The 17,107-nt window shown below is 30.7% G+C and carries 17 protein-coding genes; 4 read left to right on the forward strand and 13 right to left on the reverse strand.

Annotated features, from left to right (window positions below):
- Positions 1 to 708 precede the first annotated feature (708 nt).
- From perR to bcp, 3 genes are all read right to left on the reverse strand, one after another.
- A complete protein-coding gene (perR, locus tag NR218_RS11145) occupies positions 709 to 1,161 on the reverse strand; it encodes a peroxide-responsive transcriptional repressor PerR (protein WP_011275403.1) in 453 nt (150 codons plus the stop codon).
- Positions 1,162 to 1,254: 93 nt separating this feature from the next.
- A complete protein-coding gene (locus NR218_RS11150; RefSeq protein WP_016931352.1) occupies positions 1,255 to 2,205 on the reverse strand; it encodes an NAD(P)-dependent oxidoreductase in 951 nt (316 codons plus the stop codon).
- A gap of 5 nt (positions 2,206 to 2,210) precedes the next feature.
- Complete coding sequence (bcp, locus tag NR218_RS11155; protein WP_011275400.1) at positions 2,211 to 2,666, reverse strand: thioredoxin-dependent thiol peroxidase; 456 nt, start codon at positions 2,664 to 2,666, stop codon at positions 2,211 to 2,213.
- Between the two features lie 81 nt (positions 2,667 to 2,747).
- Between bcp and NR218_RS11160 the strand changes: the two genes are divergently transcribed.
- Both NR218_RS11160 and NR218_RS11165 read left to right on the forward strand, forming a co-directional pair.
- A complete protein-coding gene (locus tag NR218_RS11160) occupies positions 2,748 to 4,037 on the forward strand; it encodes a glutamate-1-semialdehyde 2,1-aminomutase (RefSeq protein WP_011275399.1) in 1,290 nt (429 codons plus the stop codon).
- Between the two features lie 156 nt (positions 4,038 to 4,193).
- Positions 4,194 to 5,288: an FUSC family protein gene (locus NR218_RS11165; protein WP_011275398.1), complete on the forward strand. Its 1,095-nt coding sequence runs from the start codon at positions 4,194 to 4,196 to the stop codon at positions 5,286 to 5,288.
- Between the two features lie 188 nt (positions 5,289 to 5,476).
- Here the strand turns inward: NR218_RS11165 and NR218_RS11170 are convergent, their stop codons facing one another.
- The 3 genes from NR218_RS11170 to mutY form a co-directional block, all read right to left on the reverse strand.
- The gene (locus NR218_RS11170; RefSeq protein WP_011275397.1) at positions 5,477 to 7,213 is read right to left on the reverse strand and encodes an ABC transporter ATP-binding protein; all 1,737 of its coding nucleotides are present in this window, start codon (positions 7,211 to 7,213) and stop codon (positions 5,477 to 5,479) included.
- Between the two features lie 164 nt (positions 7,214 to 7,377).
- Entirely contained in the window at positions 7,378 to 7,920 is a 543-nt protein-coding gene (locus tag NR218_RS11175) for a DUF402 domain-containing protein (RefSeq protein ID WP_011275396.1), read from the reverse strand.
- Positions 7,921 to 8,042: 122 nt separating this feature from the next.
- Entirely contained in the window at positions 8,043 to 9,089 is a 1,047-nt protein-coding gene (mutY, locus tag NR218_RS11180; RefSeq protein WP_016931353.1) for an A/G-specific adenine glycosylase, read from the reverse strand.
- A gap of 143 nt (positions 9,090 to 9,232) precedes the next feature.
- Between mutY and NR218_RS11185 the strand changes: the two genes are divergently transcribed.
- Positions 9,233 to 10,210, forward strand: a complete 978-nt coding sequence (locus tag NR218_RS11185; protein ID WP_016931354.1) for a metal-dependent hydrolase — start codon at positions 9,233 to 9,235, stop codon at positions 10,208 to 10,210.
- Between the two features lie 56 nt (positions 10,211 to 10,266).
- On the opposite strand, the gene NR218_RS11190 is transcribed toward NR218_RS11185, so the two are convergent.
- From NR218_RS11190 to NR218_RS11220, 7 genes are all read right to left on the reverse strand, one after another.
- Positions 10,267 to 11,058: a hypothetical protein gene (locus NR218_RS11190; protein ID WP_016931355.1), complete on the reverse strand. Its 792-nt coding sequence runs from the start codon at positions 11,056 to 11,058 to the stop codon at positions 10,267 to 10,269.
- A gap of 8 nt (positions 11,059 to 11,066) precedes the next feature.
- On the reverse strand, positions 11,067 to 12,578 hold the full coding sequence (locus tag NR218_RS11195; RefSeq protein ID WP_265848546.1) for an ATP-binding cassette domain-containing protein: 1,512 nt from the start codon (positions 12,576 to 12,578) through the stop codon (positions 11,067 to 11,069).
- Positions 12,579 to 12,593: 15 nt separating this feature from the next.
- A complete protein-coding gene (locus NR218_RS11200) occupies positions 12,594 to 12,908 on the reverse strand; it encodes a YfhH family protein (RefSeq protein ID WP_011275391.1) in 315 nt (104 codons plus the stop codon).
- Positions 12,901 to 13,704, reverse strand: coding sequence for a recombination regulator RecX (gene recX, locus NR218_RS11205; protein WP_011275390.1), 804 nt, complete (start codon positions 13,702 to 13,704; stop codon positions 12,901 to 12,903). Before recX ends, NR218_RS11200 begins: the two co-directional genes overlap by 8 nt.
- A gap of 206 nt (positions 13,705 to 13,910) precedes the next feature.
- Positions 13,911 to 14,723 (reverse strand): monofunctional peptidoglycan glycosyltransferase SgtB, encoded by an 813-nt coding sequence (sgtB, locus tag NR218_RS11210; protein WP_016931357.1) that lies wholly within the window; start codon positions 14,721 to 14,723, stop codon positions 13,911 to 13,913.
- A gap of 290 nt (positions 14,724 to 15,013) precedes the next feature.
- Positions 15,014 to 15,532 carry a type 1 glutamine amidotransferase domain-containing protein gene (locus tag NR218_RS11215; protein ID WP_011275387.1) on the reverse strand — a complete coding sequence of 173 codons (519 nt, stop codon included), beginning with the start codon at positions 15,530 to 15,532 and terminating at the stop codon, positions 15,014 to 15,016.
- A gap of 89 nt (positions 15,533 to 15,621) precedes the next feature.
- Complete coding sequence (locus NR218_RS11220) at positions 15,622 to 15,783, reverse strand: SE1561 family protein (RefSeq protein WP_011275386.1); 162 nt, start codon at positions 15,781 to 15,783, stop codon at positions 15,622 to 15,624.
- A 152-nt stretch (positions 15,784 to 15,935) separates the two neighbouring features.
- Between NR218_RS11220 and yfkAB the strand changes: the two genes are divergently transcribed.
- On the forward strand, positions 15,936 to 17,075 hold the full coding sequence (gene yfkAB / locus NR218_RS11225; RefSeq protein WP_172458790.1) for a radical SAM/CxCxxxxC motif protein YfkAB: 1,140 nt from the start codon (positions 15,936 to 15,938) through the stop codon (positions 17,073 to 17,075).
- Positions 17,076 to 17,107: the final 32 nt, after the last annotated feature.

Genomic DNA, 17,107 nt, shown 5'->3' on the forward strand with positions numbered 1-17,107 from the left:
TTTTGTAACATTTAAGTTACTGTTTTGGAATTAACGTTGACATATTGTCATTCAGTTTTCAATGTTCATTTAAAGCAATTACATTTATTAATTATATCAATAATCTTTATATCATGTCAAGAACTTTTTAAATTTTATTTTATTCAAAAATCCTTCTGTTCAAAACTTAATTGATTATTTCAACAAATAATATCTTATATTGTCTTGCAAAGTTTTTCAATAGTCAAAATTACACTTTCTTAACATTAATTTAATGAAATTAATTTCTGAAACAAGAAAGTTTACATTCGTTTTTGACGACTTTTATATAATAGCAAGTTTGCAAAGGAGCGTCAATCATTTTTGTATCATAATAATGGCTAAATTTTCACCTCTAATGTATTGTTTTGAATTAAGAGTATAATTTACATATTTTTTAGCATTATTTTGTCGAGAGATCTATTTTTAATACTAGTGTATATGATTTTCGTGCTTAATAAATCATTTAAAGTGTGTTTATTTTTCACTTATAGCTAGATTAATAAAAAGAGGCTGGGACAAAATAAAATGTCTCAGCCTCTTTTATCATTTTGTCAGTAGCTGACTGATTTGAAAATGCGCTTGAATCAAGCTTTTTTCAAACCTAGTCATCCTTGCCGGGGTAGGACAACGAAATAAATTTTGAGAAAATATTATTTCTGTCCCACTCCCACTATTTCTTCCATTCTATTATTCTTCTTTATCTTTGCATTCTTTACAAATACCATATATTTCCATACGGTGATGTGTTACGTCGAACTCTGTGATATGCTGTGCAAGTTGTTCAACTTCATCAAGTTGAGGATAATGGAAGTCTACAATCTTGCCACATTTCTCACAAATAACGTGATAATGATTATGAGTATTAAAATCAAATCGACTTGATGCATCTCCATATGTTAACTCTTTAACTATGCCAATACTTTTAAACACTCTTAAATTATTATATATAGTCGCAACACTAATATTTGGAAAATCAGGTGAAAGTGCTTGATAAATTTCATCCGCAGTTGGATGTGAATGAGATGCAATGAGATAACGAATGATGGCTTGACGTTGTGGTGTGATTCTTACACCAGCTCTTCTTAGGGCTGCAATTGACTCTTCTAACTCATGATCAATAGACTCCAGTTCTGCACTCATATGATTCACCACTTTCTACTTAATAATAATTATTACTTGATATTAATATAACTGTTTCAAAAGTGTGATGTCAATAAGTACGAACGATTTCCGTTAATAACCTTTATATAAATCGACTCTATTCTCAATTACATCATTTTTATTGAGAAAATCATTCAAATTCCTCTCAAATAGTTTTGTAGCATCACTTTTTATATTTTTGTCATTTCCTGTTATATGTGCTGTAATCGTCACATTATCTAATTTATATAATTCATTGTTTGCATCTAATGGTTCATTTTCAAATACATCTAAATATGCATGGCGAATTAAGTTATGATTTAATACTTTTATGAGTATTTTTTCCTCAACAATTGTTCCTCTACCTACATTAATAAATAAACATTTATCATTCATAATTTTGAAATGTCTTTCCGACAATAAATGATATGTTTCTTGAGTTTCAGGTAATGTATTAATAATAATATCAGCTTTATTTAAATGTGATTCTAAATCTTCTATTGTATAAATATTATCGAAACCATCTTTATGATGACCGGATTTACTTATACCGATTATTTCCAATTCAAACGGTTTGAGTAATTTGACGGTTTGTTGAGCTAACGATCCTGTTCCTAGTATTAATACTTTTTCATCGCTCAATCGTTTACCAGTTAGTTTAGAATCATACACTTTATTTACTTGATTAACATATGATGTGCGCATTTTCTTATAGTCATTAAGTATGAAGGATAAAACAAATTCTGAAACTTGTTTAGCCTGTATTCCCCTAGTATTAGTTAAAATAATATTTCTTTCTTTAATAACTTCTAATGGTAGATTATTAACACCTGTAGCATACCAGGAGATCCATTTTAAGTTTGGACAAGCATTAATAAAGTTCTTATCAACGCCACTATCATAGCCAATCAATATCTCTAATTCATTTTTAAGTTCTGTCGGTATATCTACTGCTTTCTTGAAAAAATAAAATTCTAAATCCGGGTAGCTGTTTATAAGTGAAGCTTCTATTTCTCCTAATCGCTTTAAACTAACTATTTTCATTGATTTCACCCCAAAATTTGATTTAGTTCTTCAATTTGTGTTTTTACTTTAACCTTTTCAATGACATCGATGATAACGCCATCCTCATCAATAATAAATGTTGTGCGAACAATACCCATAGATTCTTTACCAAATGATTTTTTCAATTGATAGACACCTATTGCTTTAGATAATTGAAAATCCTCATCAACTAATAAATCAAAATTAAGATTATGTTTTGCAATAAAATTTTGATGTTTTTTCTTAGTATCACCACTGACTCCATATATTTGAACATTCAAGTCATTAAATTGTTCTATGTTGTCTCTAAAGTCACATGCTTCTGTTGTACAAGTTGGAGTATTATCACGTGGATAAAAATAAATAATTGTTTTGCTTCCTTTTATTGTCTCATTAGTAATCCATTCACCATTCTGATTTTCTAATTTAAATTCTGGAAATTTTTGTCCCTTTTTAAGCATCATATCACCTATTTCTTAATTATATTAATTATATGATACGATAGTAAGGAATAATATTAAAATAAGAGAGGTTGAAATAAGATGAAATTCACTGAGAGTGAACGTCTACAACAATTGTCAAATGAATATATTTTGGGTGGCGTTAATTCACCATCACGCTCTTATAAAGCAGTTGGTGGAGGTGCTCCTGTTGTAATGCGCGAAGGACATGGCGCATACTTGTATGATGTTGATGGCAATAAATTTATTGATTATTTACAAGCATATGGTCCTATTATCACAGGTCATGCTCACCCTCATATAACTAAAGCTATTCAAGATCAAGCAGCTAAAGGTGTACTTTATGGCACGCCAACAGAATTAGAAATTGAATTTAGTAAAAAATTACGAGAAGCTATTCCGTCACTTGAAAAAATACGATTCGTAAACTCTGGAACTGAAGCAGTTATGACAACGATTCGTGTTGCTAGAGCTTATACAAAGAGAAATAAAATTATTAAATTTGCAGGTTCCTATCACGGTCATTCTGATTTAGTATTAGTAGCTGCTGGTAGTGGTCCATCACAATTAGGATCTCCTGACTCTGCAGGTGTTCCTGAAAGTGTCGCTAAAGAAGTAATTACAGTACCGTTTAATGATATTGAATCATATAAAGAAGCTATGAAACATTGGGGAGATGAAGTAGCTGCTGTGCTAGTTGAGCCAATTGTTGGTAATTTTGGAATGGTTGAACCACAACCAGGTTTCTTGGAAAAAGTTAATGAAATTACTCACGATTATGGTGCATTGGTGATTTATGATGAAGTTATTACTGCATTCCGCTTCCATTATGGTGCAGCCCAAGATCTATTAAATGTATACCCAGACTTAACTGCATTCGGAAAAATAATTGGAGGTGGCCTTCCAATTGGAGGCTATGGTGGCCGACAAGATATCATGGAACACGTTGCCCCATTAGGTCCGGCATACCAAGCTGGAACGATGGCAGGTAATCCACTTTCTATGAGAGCAGGTATCGCATTACTAGAAGTACTAGAACAAAATGGTGTTTATGAAAGATTAGATCAATTAGGAAAACGACTTGAAGATGGTCTATTAGAGCTAATTGATAAACATAATATTACAGCAACTATTAATAGAGTATATGGCTCTTTAACACTTTACTTCACAGATGAAAAAATCACACATTATGAGCAAGTTGAGAATTCAAATGGAGAAGCATTTGCTAAGTTCTTTAAATTAATGTTGAACCAAGGTATTAATTTAGCTCCATCAAAATTTGAAGCATGGTTCTTAACTACAGAGCATACTGAAGAAGACATTGATGAGACACTTAAAGCTGTTGATTATGCGTTTAGTCAAATGAAATAGTAAATTTATAACCTACAATAAAGGAGCGTGAATTATAACGTTGCCTTTATTGTAGTTTTTTTATTAATCAAAACAAAAACTTGTATCTATTCAGTCTTCAAGTGTATACTAGTTTAAAATATTATTATAAAAAATATATTTAAAGGAGCGTTATAGTTGAGGCTAGGAGCTCGTATACTAAAGACTGGTATTGCAATTATTCTTGCTTTGTTTATAGCGTCATTCTTACCTGATAATGTCGGTTTAAAATCTGTAGCAGGAATTAGTGCGATTGTTGCTATGCAACCTAATATCTACCGTTCTATTAAAACTATTTCAGAACAAGCTACAGGTAATGTCATTGGTGCTTTATTAGCAGTCATAATGGTGACAATATTTGGGAAGAATATCGTTATTATGGGTGTTACTGTCATTTTATTAATTGCCATCTTATATAAATTAAATTTAGCACACGTTGCTACATTAGCTGGCGTAACAGCGCTTATTATAATGGGACAACATACTGGGTCATTCTATGTCACTGCAGCATTTAGATTTATACTAGTAATGATTGGTGTTGTCAGCGCTTCTGTAGTTAACTTAATATTTTTGCCACCCAAATTTGAAACTAAGATATATCACAACTCAGTGAATATTGCTTCTGATATTTTCATTTGGTTTAAACTCGTATTAAATGACGCATCTGACTATCATCAGATAAAAGAAGATGGAGAACAAATTGAATCACGTATATCAAAACTCGAACAGATTTTTAATTACTATAATGAAGAAAAAGCATTAACTAGAAAGGCTGCCTTCCAACAAAATAGAAAGAAAATCTTATTTAAAGAAGTTGTAGGCACTACAAGACAAGCTTATGAAGTACTAAATCGTATGGCTAGATATCAGAATGATCTTCACAATCTAAATTACAATTTAATTTTCCAGATAAAATTAGAATTAGATTCATTAACAGCCTATCACGAACAAATTTTAAAAAGCTTGTCGAAAAAAGCTCGTTACAATGTGGAACATTTTGATAATCAAATCATGAATCCTCAAAAGAAAGACCTAATGGATGCTTTTCAACAACAGTTAATTCAAAACCCTTATCAAGTAGAATATTCATATTCAAATATCATGCAAATCATTGCTACAATAGAAGAATATCGTTATTATTTAGAACATTTAGATCGATTAAGATTAAGTTTCTTCACTTATCACCGCAATGACACTGATATAGATATTGCTGATGAGGATTTTGATTTATAACAAAAAAATGGGGTTACGAAGCTTGTAAAATTTTCTTTATGAAATTCTCTTTGCTGACCCCCGACCACTCCGGCAAGGTTGACTAGAATTAAAAAAGATTGTTACAAGTGCATTTTTAGCCAGTCAACTACTGCCAATATATATTTGAAGCCTGAGGCATTGAATTATGCCACAGGCTCATTTTTTTACTATAAATTTTGTATACTATATAAATGCTCATAAGCACCTTGTTTTTCAATCAACTCTTTGTGCGTTCCTGTTTCTACTATTTCACCGTTTTGCATTACAATTATTTTATCTGCATGTGTAATTGTTGATAGTCTATGCGCAACAATGAGTGTAGTTCTGTCTTTACTTAATACATCTAATGCTTCCTGTATAATTGCTTCGCTTTCTAAATCTAATGCTGATGTGGCTTCATCTAAAATTAAAATTGGTGGATTATTTAAAAAGATTCTTGCAATTGAGAGACGTTGTTTTTGACCACCAGATAATTTTACGCCTCGCTCCCCTACTTCAGTATCATAGCCATCATGAAGATTCATTATAAATTCATGCGCATTTGCCATTTTAGCCGCTTCAATAACTTCTTCTTCAGTAGCATCTGGGCGACCTAGTAAGATATTTTCTCTCACTGTATCTGAGAAAAGAATATTATCTTGTTGGACTAGACCAATTTGATTTCTTAAACTACCAGTAAGAAAATCTTTAACATTATAATCATCTATTAATATTTCACCTTCAGACACATCATAGAAGCGAGGTATCAAGTTAATTAAGGTTGACTTACCACCACCACTCATACCAACAAAAGCTACTGTATCACCTTTATTAATATTAAGATTTATATCTTTTAGTATAGTTGATTCATCTTCATTGTATTTAAAACTTACATTCTTCAACTCAATATGTCCTTGTTTAATTTCAATAGGTTGAGCGCCAATACCATTTTTTATATCATAATCTTCATCCATCAATTGGAATACTCTATCCATTGATGCAAAACTTTGAGTTAGTGTCGTAAAAGAAGAAACCAATCTTCTCAGTGGTCCGAATAATTGTTCCAAGTATCCTACAAATGCAGCAAGTGTACCAACAGTGATTGAACCATTAATGGCTAAATAGGCACCGAAGCCAATGACGATAATTGGTCCTAAATCTGTCACAGTATTAATTGCTGCAAATGAGTAGGCATTCCATGACGTATGTTGAAATGCTCGATTTAAGAAATGTTGGTTTTTATGATCAAAGTTTTTAGCTTCATTATCTTCTATCGCAAAACTTTTAATGACGGACATACCTTGTACACGTTCATGTAAAAAGCCCTGTACTTCAGCTAAAGCTTGCGAACGTTTACGAGTCAATTTTCTTAAACGACCGAAGAAGAAATACACTGTCAAAATATAGAATGGAAAGATGAATATAGCTGCGAAAGTTAACTTAACATCTAGGAAAAACATGATGGATAGTGCAATGACAATTGTTATACAATCTAACCATATGTTCATTAAACCGGTTAAAATAAAATCTTTAGTTTGTTCTACGTCATTTATCACTCTTGAAATAACTTGCCCTACCTGATTGTTCGCATAAAATCTAGCACTTAAAGCTTGCAAATGATTATATAATTGTTTTCGAATATCATATAAAATCTTGTTACTCGTCCATTGTGCAAGATATTGACGTAAGTATTCAATTGGTGGTCTCACAATCAAGAATATAAATAAAGCTATGCCGATAGCTACACTTAGATGTTGAAATTTTTCATTCGTAGAAAGTGCACTATTATTAATAACGCCATCAATTGCATATTTGATAAGTAAAGGAATTAACATAGGAATGCCGAATTTTATAATCCCGATAATTATCGTCGCTATTATACGATATTTGTAAGGTTTAACAAATTCTAAATAGCGTCGTATCATACTAGTCCCCCCTATAATTTTCAATTCAATTTTTTAGAAAATTAATAGAGGTTGAAACTTTCAATTGCAAGCATTTCCTTTTGCAACTTTAAAGTAAATTCAACCTCTGCTTATTATTACTCAAGTACTATAAAACATATATGTAGCAATTACATCTTTTATGCTTAGTAATTTCTAATTTTTTTGTAACGCTCTTTCCAAACTTTTATAAAATCAGGGGCGAACGGACCTTTCTTTTGTTCTATCCACTGCTGTAAAATATCTACATTACGGCGTAAAATAACATCGATATCGTGTGGATAATTCATCTGATTCATATGTTGTTCATACTCATCTTCATCTAGCAGATGATATTTACCATTAGGATAAACTTTAATGTCTAAATCATAATCAATATATTTCAAAGCTTCTTCATCACAAACGAATGGTGATGAAAGATTACAATAGTAATAAATACCATCTTCTCTAAACATACAAATAACGTTAAACCAGAATTCTGAGTGAAAATAAACGATTGCCGGTTCTCGAGTAATCCACGTGCGACCATCACTTTCAGTAACTAAAGTATGATCATTTCCACCGATAATAACATGATCTGTTCCTTTTAAAATCGTCGTTTCTGACCATACTCTATGAATATTACCATCGTGTTTGTAACTTTGAATTTTTATATTTTCGCCTTCTTTAGGTATGGATTCTTTTACCATACTCCACACCACCCTTTTAGTAATTTTCGCACTTTAGATTATATCATAATTTTAATTAAGTCTTTAAAGAAGCGTTACTATTTTTAATATAGCTTCCAAAAATTACTTATAAATTTAAGTTTTCAACCATTTATATGTTTATATATTTTATCCATTGATACAGGTAATGTATATTCATCACGGCGATTTAAATTCATCCACTCAAGTTTATAGTCTTCCATCATTTTTTTAGAAAGAGATACTGTCTCAATTACACTAAATACACTAATATCCCAAGTCATATGAGTGAATTGATGTTTAAGCTTAAATACTATTTCCTCAGCTATTGACAGTGACATTCCTAATTTATTCTCTAATTGTTCCAATGTATTTGGTGCTTCAAACATAGGAAATTGCCACATACCATTTAACAATCTCTCTTGTCGTTGCTCAATTAAATATTCCCCTTTTGCATTTCTAAGTAAAAACACATGTTGCTGAATCGTTTTCTTCTTTATGTTTTTAGTTTTTACTGGTAAATCTAGCACAGTGCCTTCTTTGAAAGCACTGCAATTGTCTTGAACAGGACAGAACAAACACAATGGGTTCTTAGGTGTGCAAACTAATGCGCCTAATTCCATCATTGCTTGATTGAAAGTACCTGAATGATGATAAACATAGGGCTGTAATTCTTTTTCATATGCTTTTCGTGTTGATTGCAATTTAATATCTCGTTGATCATTATTTAATCTAGACCATACTCGAAAGACATTACCATCAACGGTTGCTAAAGGTTTATTAAACGCTATACTCAATACAGCTGCTTGTGTATATGGACCAACGCCTTTAAGTTTTCCAAATTGATCTGGTGTTGAAGGAACGACGCCTTTGTATTCAGATGCCACTTCTTTTACAGCAGTATGAAAGTTACGTGCACGGCTATAATAACCTAAACCTTCCCAATATTTAAGCACTTCATCTTCATTTGCCTTACTCAAGTCTTCTATAGTTGGAAAACGGCTAATAAACTTGTGATAGTAGTCAATAACGGTTTTAACTTGTGTTTGTTGAAGCATAACCTCACTTAACCAAATATAATAAGGATTAGAAGTCTCACGCCAAGGCATTTCTCTTTGATTTTCATTAAACCACTTTATTAAATTCTTTTTAAATGTAGATTCATTTAACATACTTACATCCTTTCCACTCTCATTATTTATTTCATCTAATCGGTTTATAGCAAACTAATAGTATTTTAATAAGTTTCTTAATTTCGTTATTTCAATTTTTAGATTATAATATATATTAAATTAACATGAAAAGAGTGAACGTTATGGATACAGCCACGCATATAGCAATAGGTGTTGGATTAACTGCTCTAGCTAGTCAAGATCCAGCTATGGCAAATACTATGGCAGCTACTGCTACAACATTAATTGCCGGATCGTTAATTCCAGATGGTGACACCGTTTTAAAATTGAAAAATAACGCCACATATATTTCACACCATCGTGGTATCACTCATTCTATACCATTTACAATTTTGTGGCCTATATTGATCACATTTATTATTTATGTTTTATTCCCAGGAGTAGATACAACGCATATATGGTTATGGGCACAGTTAGCAGTATTTTTACATGTATTTGTTGATATATTTAATTCTTATGGTACTCAAGCTTTGCGTCCACTCACAAACAAGTGGATTCAATTAAGTGTTATTAATACTTTCGATCCAATCATATTTATTATACTTTGTGTAGGGATTGTCGTTTGGTTATTCGGTGTACATCCATTCATAGTATTCTTTCCAATTATTGGTATACTCATCATTTATTATATTATTCGTTTCAAAATGCAGAGTATCATTAAAAAGCAAGCATTAAGCCAGATTAAAGCACAACATAATCCTGTTAAAATATTTGTGGCACCTACGATGAAATTCATGGAATGGCGCGTTGCTATTCAAACTGAAGAACATGATTATGTTGGAAGAGCATTTGGTCGAAATGTTGTCTTTAGTGATAAAGTTAAACGACAGAAATTTTCTCCAGACACTCTACTCTGGCAGATTAAAAGTAATAAAGACATTAGAACATTTCTGAACTTCTCATCAATTTATCGATGGCAAACTCGTAAGCTAGATGACGACACTACAGAAGTTCGTCTAATAGATTTACGCTATTTAAATAAAGGGCATTATAGTTTTGCTGCAATAGCACATGTCGATAATGATAACAATATAGATCACTCATATATTGGATGGGTTTTCACTGAAGAAAAATTACAAAAAAAATTATATTCTAAATAATTTTTAAAAAGAGTGAACCAGAACCATAAACTACACTATGATTCTGATTCACTCTTTTATTTATTTTTTGTCGCAATTATATTAGAAGAATATTTATATTTTGAATGTGCTACATATCTCATAAGCATAAAATTAATTGCTCCAATCGTTACTATTATTAAAATAAAATAGATATGATATGAAATATTATACATATTCACTACACCATAAATCGTAGAAGTCGCTAATCCATCAATTAAATAAAACAGAGGATTTAACTTTAACAATTGAATCATTAAATTCTCATTTGCAGAAGGAATAAAAATAATAGGTACTATAAAAAAGTTTATAACTACAGCTAACCAGAATATCATAGTCATATTTTTATATATAATATCTAACAATCCTAAAGTAACAGATATGAATATTATAAATAGAATCATCATTATATAAAATACAATAAATGCAGTGAAAGATGCATCGAAATTCACTGGTTTAAACAATAAAGTAATAATTGATAATATACAACAAATAGAACTTCCGATAAGTGCGTTCGCAACTGTTGTTATCAATGGTGTTGATTGAAACGACTTAGTTATTAAATAATCTTGACTATACTCTTTAAAAGATTTAAAAATTGTTGCAAACATTGTAGCAAATGTAATCATAGCAACAATTCTATATAACCACCTAGCTTTACTAATATCTTCAATCTCGATAAACGACAACGTAATTAGTGCTATTAATACTAAGACAAGTTCAGCAATGAAGAGAATTGCAAACCGTTTCCAAGTATCTATTATACGTTGCTTAGTAAACTTTATTAGTGATGGGAAAAGTTTTATATATAATAAAATGTTATCTATCATTTTTACACCTACAATTCAATGTATATCCACTTACTATTTTTCATATCCGCGATTAAATATCCATCACCTGACTTAACAATCCATAAATCTTGATTAATATGATATTTATCTTTAAGTTCGTCTTTATTAATTATTGGAAAAACAAATCCTGTTAATTTATCTTGATCATTAAATAACATTTCTACTGGTTGTTGCGTTACTCCTACAACATATCTAGAATCCTTATTGGGAACAAGTGTTTTTTTAACTCGATCATGTTTTTTATGTAAATGGCTATTATAATAATCTACAAAATTACTATAATTTGATTTCATATATGGAGATAATTTTTTAAATGAATGCGACTCATATAAAGCTGCTGGGTTAAAATATTGTAGTTTATGTTTTTCTACAACATAATCTTGATTATCGATATTAACACGGTATTTTTTTGAATTTTCACCTGTTATTGTTAAAAATGCGTATTTAGGAACTTTTGTATTAGAATCACCATTTAACGTTATCGAGTCGTCTAATACGATTCCATATGCCAATTTTTCCTCAATTGGGTCTTTATTTTCAACTTTCTTTTGAGCTTCTATTATAGGAACATCAAAGCGTCCAATGTTGTTAACGACTAATGCTCCAACGATGGCCAAACAAATCAAGCTTGCAATTAAAATCGTCCAAAACCTCACGACAAAATCAGGAACTTTCGCATGTCTATATCTTTCTGCTCTTTTAAAGTTATAGCTCATTTCAGGGAGTCTACTACGACTTTCTTTCCAATCTAAATCAAAATTTTGCTGTTCTTCATCATTTCCTATACTCATTCGATCTTGCTCATGTTCTTTAAACACAGGTAAAACTTGATTTAGTGAACCTTCCATCCTCACTTGGCCATGTGAAATCCATGCTACATAATTACTTACTTTTTCAACTTTTTCAAGATCATTATCGATGAATACTAACGAATTATTATCGTTAACATAGTCTTTCGATAATTGTTTTGCTTTTTCTAAAAAATCTTCATCAAGATGTTCAATGATATGGTTCAAAATAATCAATTCTTTTCGACATACACGTGCAATGCTTAAGATTAATTGTGCAAAATCAGAATGACTAAGCATATTTATATTAAACGTAGACTTATCATCTAAATGTGCAAATTTGATAATTTGATCAACACTGTGTGATGTTGTTTCGTAAGAAAATAATCTTTGAATTTCTTTTACATATTGTCGCACTGTTAAATGTATTAAATGTTTGTCTTTTATATCACCATAATAAGTAGAGACCGATTTATTAATTTTACCTCTATCAGGTTTAATGTCACCAGCAATTATCCTACCTAATAAAGTTTTAGAAGCCCCCGGCTCGCCAATAATGGCTAAAGCCTCACCTTGATATATATGTAGTGAAATATTGTTTAATTCTATGTCTTCTGCGGCATAACCAAATGGTAAATACCACTTTCTATTTTTCTTACTTCTATAATAATGCGTGACATTGAGCATTTTTAAGACTATTGAACTTCCCATTCATGTTACATCCTTCTAAATTTTTAATAAAGCGAGTGGCAATCCTTCTTCAGGGATCTTACTATTAATTCTATATCCCCATGCAAATACACCTTTTAATCGTTCGACTTTGAAGTATTGGTCGCTTCCATCATTAAGTTTATACATTCTACCAAGCACTACCTTAGTACGATCGACTAAGTAACTTTCAGCAATGATGACTTTACTTTGATATACATCGTACTCATTCATGATGCCATTCATTTCAGCTTTACGCATTTTTTCTTTATATGTTTGTATTTCATGTCTTAATTCTTGCTCAGACATTTCACTTAGCTTTTTATCATTCATCTAAAATACCACTTTCTTCTAATTTTGATTTAATTTTATCATATTTATATCCTTTTCTCATAAGTGACTCTATCGTCTTCATTACTAATTGTTGTCCGTCATACTTACGTCTTTGCTTTGTATATACTTTTTCAAGATCTTTTTGCAATAAATCATCTAATATATTTTCATCTTGTTCAAAATTTAATTCAGCTATTGCCTGTTGTACAACATCCATAGAATATCCTTTTTGAATTAGACTTTGAAGTACCTTTTGACGTATTTTAATTTCAGGGCCTTTTTTAGTTTTCATAATTTTTTTGGCAACCTCAATAACTGCTTCAAATGATTGCTCTTCTTCGTAAATCGGAACATATGTATTTATAATATTAGGTTCAATTCCAACTTGATATAATTTCTGTCTAAAAATTTCAGGACCTTTGTCAGTAGTGTTTATCATCGTATTCTTTAAGCTTTCAGCATAATCTTCATGGTTAATATACGATTCTCTGTAACAATAATCTATAACTTGTTGGATTGCTATGTCACTTATTTCATTTTGTTGCAAATGTTGTCGCACTTCTTTTTCAGTTCTTTTTTTATATGATAAGTATTGGATTGCCATATTAATACCTAAACGATAATGCTCATATTTTTGAATATTCTCCATATCTGATGGCTCAAGAATTTGACCTTTTTTTAAATTGAACCTTACAAGTGTATCAATATCTATTCCCATTTCAAATACTTCATCTAAGAATAAATTAAATCGCTCTTTATTATTCTTTTGTACTTCTATTTTCGTAATTTTTGTCATACACCCACCACCTTCACTTATAAATATGTTCTCTATTAACTCATTCAGTTTAAGATATTCTAACAAACATTATTTTATATCACTTATCGCATTACACAAAATGTTTTACCTATATAAAAAGTCCTCATAAAGTTCATTTATATAATGAATACTTTATGAAGACTAAATTATAATTACGAATTTTGTCTGTACGCATGCAAAACAAATCAATAGTTATTTAGTTGACTTAATGCCTCTTGATATTGGCTATCAGATATATATTCTTGTTGTTTCATTTTTTCAAGGTTTGTTTTAATTCTATTTTTAAAGTTATCAGACATATTACTTATATCATAAACACTAGGTGCATTGACCTTACTAGCTAATATCGCACTTTGTAATACTGTAATTTGAGACATACTATCACTATTTTTATTTACTGTCGTACCAAAATAGTAATTGGCGGCACTTTCGATTGTATATTGATCGCTACCGTAATAAATGTTATTTAAATAGAAACTCAATATTTCATTTTTACTATATTGTTGTTCTACTTTATGTGCTACAAACAATTCTTTTAATTTTCTAGTGAAAGAACGTTCATTATCATAATAATAATTTTTCACAGTTTGTTGCGTAATTGTACTTCCACCTTGAACATCTCTATCCCCAATCGTTGAAAACAATGCTCGTGTTGTACCTTTTACATCAAAACCGTGGTGTTTATAAAAACGTTCATCTTCCATTGAAATAAATGCACCTTTTACATAATCAGGCATATTGTCTGCAGATACATAACTGCTTTTATTTTCAATAGTTTTAAGGTCATCAACATTTGCTCTAGAAGATAAGTAATACATTAATCCGATAAACAATGCAAATATGAAGACAAATATAATAAACAGACGTAAAAATATACGTTTATTCTTTTTCTTTTTAGGTGGTTTACCTACAGGTTGATAATACGTATTGTAATGTGGTTCATTACGGTATTGTGAATGTCTCTCAGGCGAGTTGTTCATTCTTTGGCTTCTTTTCATGCGGTAGCTCCTTTACTTAAACTCACTCTATATTTGAGAGTTTAACAGTAGTTCTTATAATAAGCCATACTTAAAGTGAAAAATCGGTCCCAGGGTGTATGAGAATATATGGCTATGAGACCTATATCTGAAGTTAAGTCATTAAATTACTATAACTAAATTTTTGAATACAAAAAAGAACCGAGAAAAGACATATTAAAGTCTCTTCTCAGTTCATTAAATATTGCGAATTTGTAAAATTGACGTATAAGAATATATCGAATAATATTCAAGCTTTACATCAACAAGATTTATGCTTGAAGTTGTTTAACAATTTCTCTGTTAAAATCGTCTAAGTCATCTGGTGTACGACTAGTTACGATATTTTTATCAACTACAACTGATTCATCTACTACGTTTGCACCAGCATTTGATAAATCTTTACGTACATTAAGTACAGCTGTTAACGTGCGTCCATTTAAATCATCAGTATCAATTAATATTTGAGGTCCGTGGCAAATTGCAAATGCTGGAACATCATTTTTAGTGAAGTATTTAGCAAACGTACCATATCGACCTTCTGCATCTCCGCGAAGATGGTCTGGTGAGAATCCACCTGGTATTAGAAGTCCATCATAATCTTCTGGTTTAGCATCAGCAATACTTACGTCTACAATAACTTTTTCACCATGCTTACCTACTACTTCAGCATTTGCAGTATCACCAATGATTTCTGTTTCAAAACCAGCTTCTTCAATTGCTTCTTTAGGGCTAGTTAATTCAATATCTTCAAATTCATTTGATAAGATAATTGCTACTTTTTTAGTCATGTATTAATCACCTTTCTTGTTCGAATTATATTTATTATATAGACGAAATAGAAGGATATTAAACATAGTTGAACTTAAACGGCTATTATTTAGTTAGACACTTGCTTTACTTTTTCTTCTAATTGATCTAGTAAGCCAATCCATTCATCAATGTCTTCAACACTTACTTCATCAGGATTAACATGATCAATATCTTCTAAGAATTTTGATAATCTCGTTTTAATTTGTTCCATTGTTTGTTGTTCATTCATAAATGTTTCTCCTTTTTTATATGAGTTTATTTAACAATACGTTAATTTTATCCTAACAGAATTTGACAAAAAGGGATATAATCTTAATAATGTTTACTGTACTTTTGCAACGAATAGAGGAATTTTTTAGTTTAGGAGTAATAAATATGTGGATGACAAATCAGAAAAAACCCATTTCAATTTCAAATGATCCTTGGGAAACTTATAACGATATTGAAGACTACGGACAGTTGACGTTGAGTAATATAGAATTTACAACCACAACGCTATGTAATATGAGATGTAGCCATTGTGCAGTTGGTTATACATTACAAACCAAAGATCCGGATGCATTACCTATGGATATTATTTATCGTCGTTTAGATGAAATACCTCAATTAAGAACAATATCAATCACGGGCGGAGAACCAATGTTCTCAAAGAAATCAATTAAAAATATCGTTAAACCCTTATTAAAATACGCGAAAGATCGAGGTATTTATGTTCAAATGAATTCTAATTTAACGTTGCCACAAGATCGTTATTTAGATATCGCGGAATACATAGATGTTATGCACATTTCACATAATTGGGGAACTATACAAGAATTTACTGATGTTGGCTTTGGCGCCATGAAAAAACAACCACCTTTAAAAGCAAAATTAAAATTATATGAACAGATGTTAGACAATGCGAGCACCCTATCAAGTCAAGGTATGTTTGTATCAGCTGAAACGATGTTAAATCAGAGTACTTTACCTTACTTAGATAAAATTCATAAAGAAATCGTTAATGATATGAAATGCAGTCGTCATGAAGTTCATCCTATGTACCCAGCGGATTTCGCAAGTCAATTAAATGTGCTTTCTCTAAAAGAAATGAAACAAGCAATTCATCATTTATTAGATATTCGAGATGAGAATGTATGGATGCTGTTTGGTACGTTACCTATCTATCCATGTATTAATGACGAAAATGATCAAGCACTATTACAACGCTTAAGAGATGCAAAAAATGTGACAACACGAAATGATCCAGATGGACGAAGTCGCTTAAATGTAAATGTGTTTAGCGGAGATGTCATTGTAACAGACTTTGGAGATGAAAATGGTACCATCTCAAATATAAAAACAGACAAATTGACTGATGTATTTAATAAATGGCTCACTTCAGATTTAGCAAAATCGTTAAATTGTCATTGTGAGGCATTTCATTGTTTAGGCCCTAATGTATTAGTGAAAAACATGTATTATCCAAACACTGATTTCAAACAGAAAGAAATAGAAATGCACACAGAAAATATTTTTAGTTAAGCATCAATAATTCACATATATCTATAAACTAA

This window comes from Staphylococcus sp. SUC_1.2 (assembly GCF_026222585.1).

Excerpts from the sequence above, each read along its gene's own strand:
- NR218_RS11190 (WP_016931355.1), bottom strand. The coding sequence starts at position 11,058 with ATGATAGATAACATTTTATTATATATAAAACTTTTCCCATCACTAATA.
- mutY (WP_016931353.1), bottom strand. The coding sequence starts at position 9,089 with ATGTTAAATGAATCTACATTTAAAAAGAATTTAATAAAGTGGTTTAAT.
- NR218_RS11200 (WP_011275391.1), bottom strand. The coding sequence starts at position 12,908 with ATGAATGATAAAAAGCTAAGTGAAATGTCTGAGCAAGAATTAAGACAT.
- bcp (WP_011275400.1), bottom strand. The coding sequence starts at position 2,666 with ATGCTTAAAAAGGGACAAAAATTTCCAGAATTTAAATTAGAAAATCAG.
- NR218_RS11150 (WP_016931352.1), bottom strand. The coding sequence starts at position 2,205 with ATGAAAATAGTTAGTTTAAAGCGATTAGGAGAAATAGAAGCTTCACTT.
- NR218_RS11185 (WP_016931354.1), top strand. The coding sequence starts at position 9,233 with ATGGATACAGCCACGCATATAGCAATAGGTGTTGGATTAACTGCTCTA.
- NR218_RS11170 (WP_011275397.1), bottom strand. The coding sequence starts at position 7,213 with ATGATACGACGCTATTTAGAATTTGTTAAACCTTACAAATATCGTATA.
- recX (WP_011275390.1), bottom strand. The coding sequence starts at position 13,704 with ATGACAAAAATTACGAAAATAGAAGTACAAAAGAATAATAAAGAGCGA.
- NR218_RS11215 (WP_011275387.1), bottom strand. The coding sequence starts at position 15,532 with ATGACTAAAAAAGTAGCAATTATCTTATCAAATGAATTTGAAGATATT.
- NR218_RS11195 (WP_265848546.1), bottom strand. The coding sequence starts at position 12,578 with ATGGGAAGTTCAATAGTCTTAAAAATGCTCAATGTCACGCATTATTAT.
- sgtB (WP_016931357.1), bottom strand. The coding sequence starts at position 14,723 with ATGAAAAGAAGCCAAAGAATGAACAACTCGCCTGAGAGACATTCACAA.
- NR218_RS11220 (WP_011275386.1), bottom strand. The coding sequence starts at position 15,783 with ATGAATGAACAACAAACAATGGAACAAATTAAAACGAGATTATCAAAA.
- NR218_RS11160 (WP_011275399.1), top strand. The coding sequence starts at position 2,748 with ATGAAATTCACTGAGAGTGAACGTCTACAACAATTGTCAAATGAATAT.
- NR218_RS11175 (WP_011275396.1), bottom strand. The coding sequence starts at position 7,920 with ATGGTAAAAGAATCCATACCTAAAGAAGGCGAAAATATAAAAATTCAA.
- yfkAB (WP_172458790.1), top strand. The coding sequence starts at position 15,936 with ATGACAAATCAGAAAAAACCCATTTCAATTTCAAATGATCCTTGGGAA.
- perR (WP_011275403.1), bottom strand. The coding sequence starts at position 1,161 with ATGAGTGCAGAACTGGAGTCTATTGATCATGAGTTAGAAGAGTCAATT.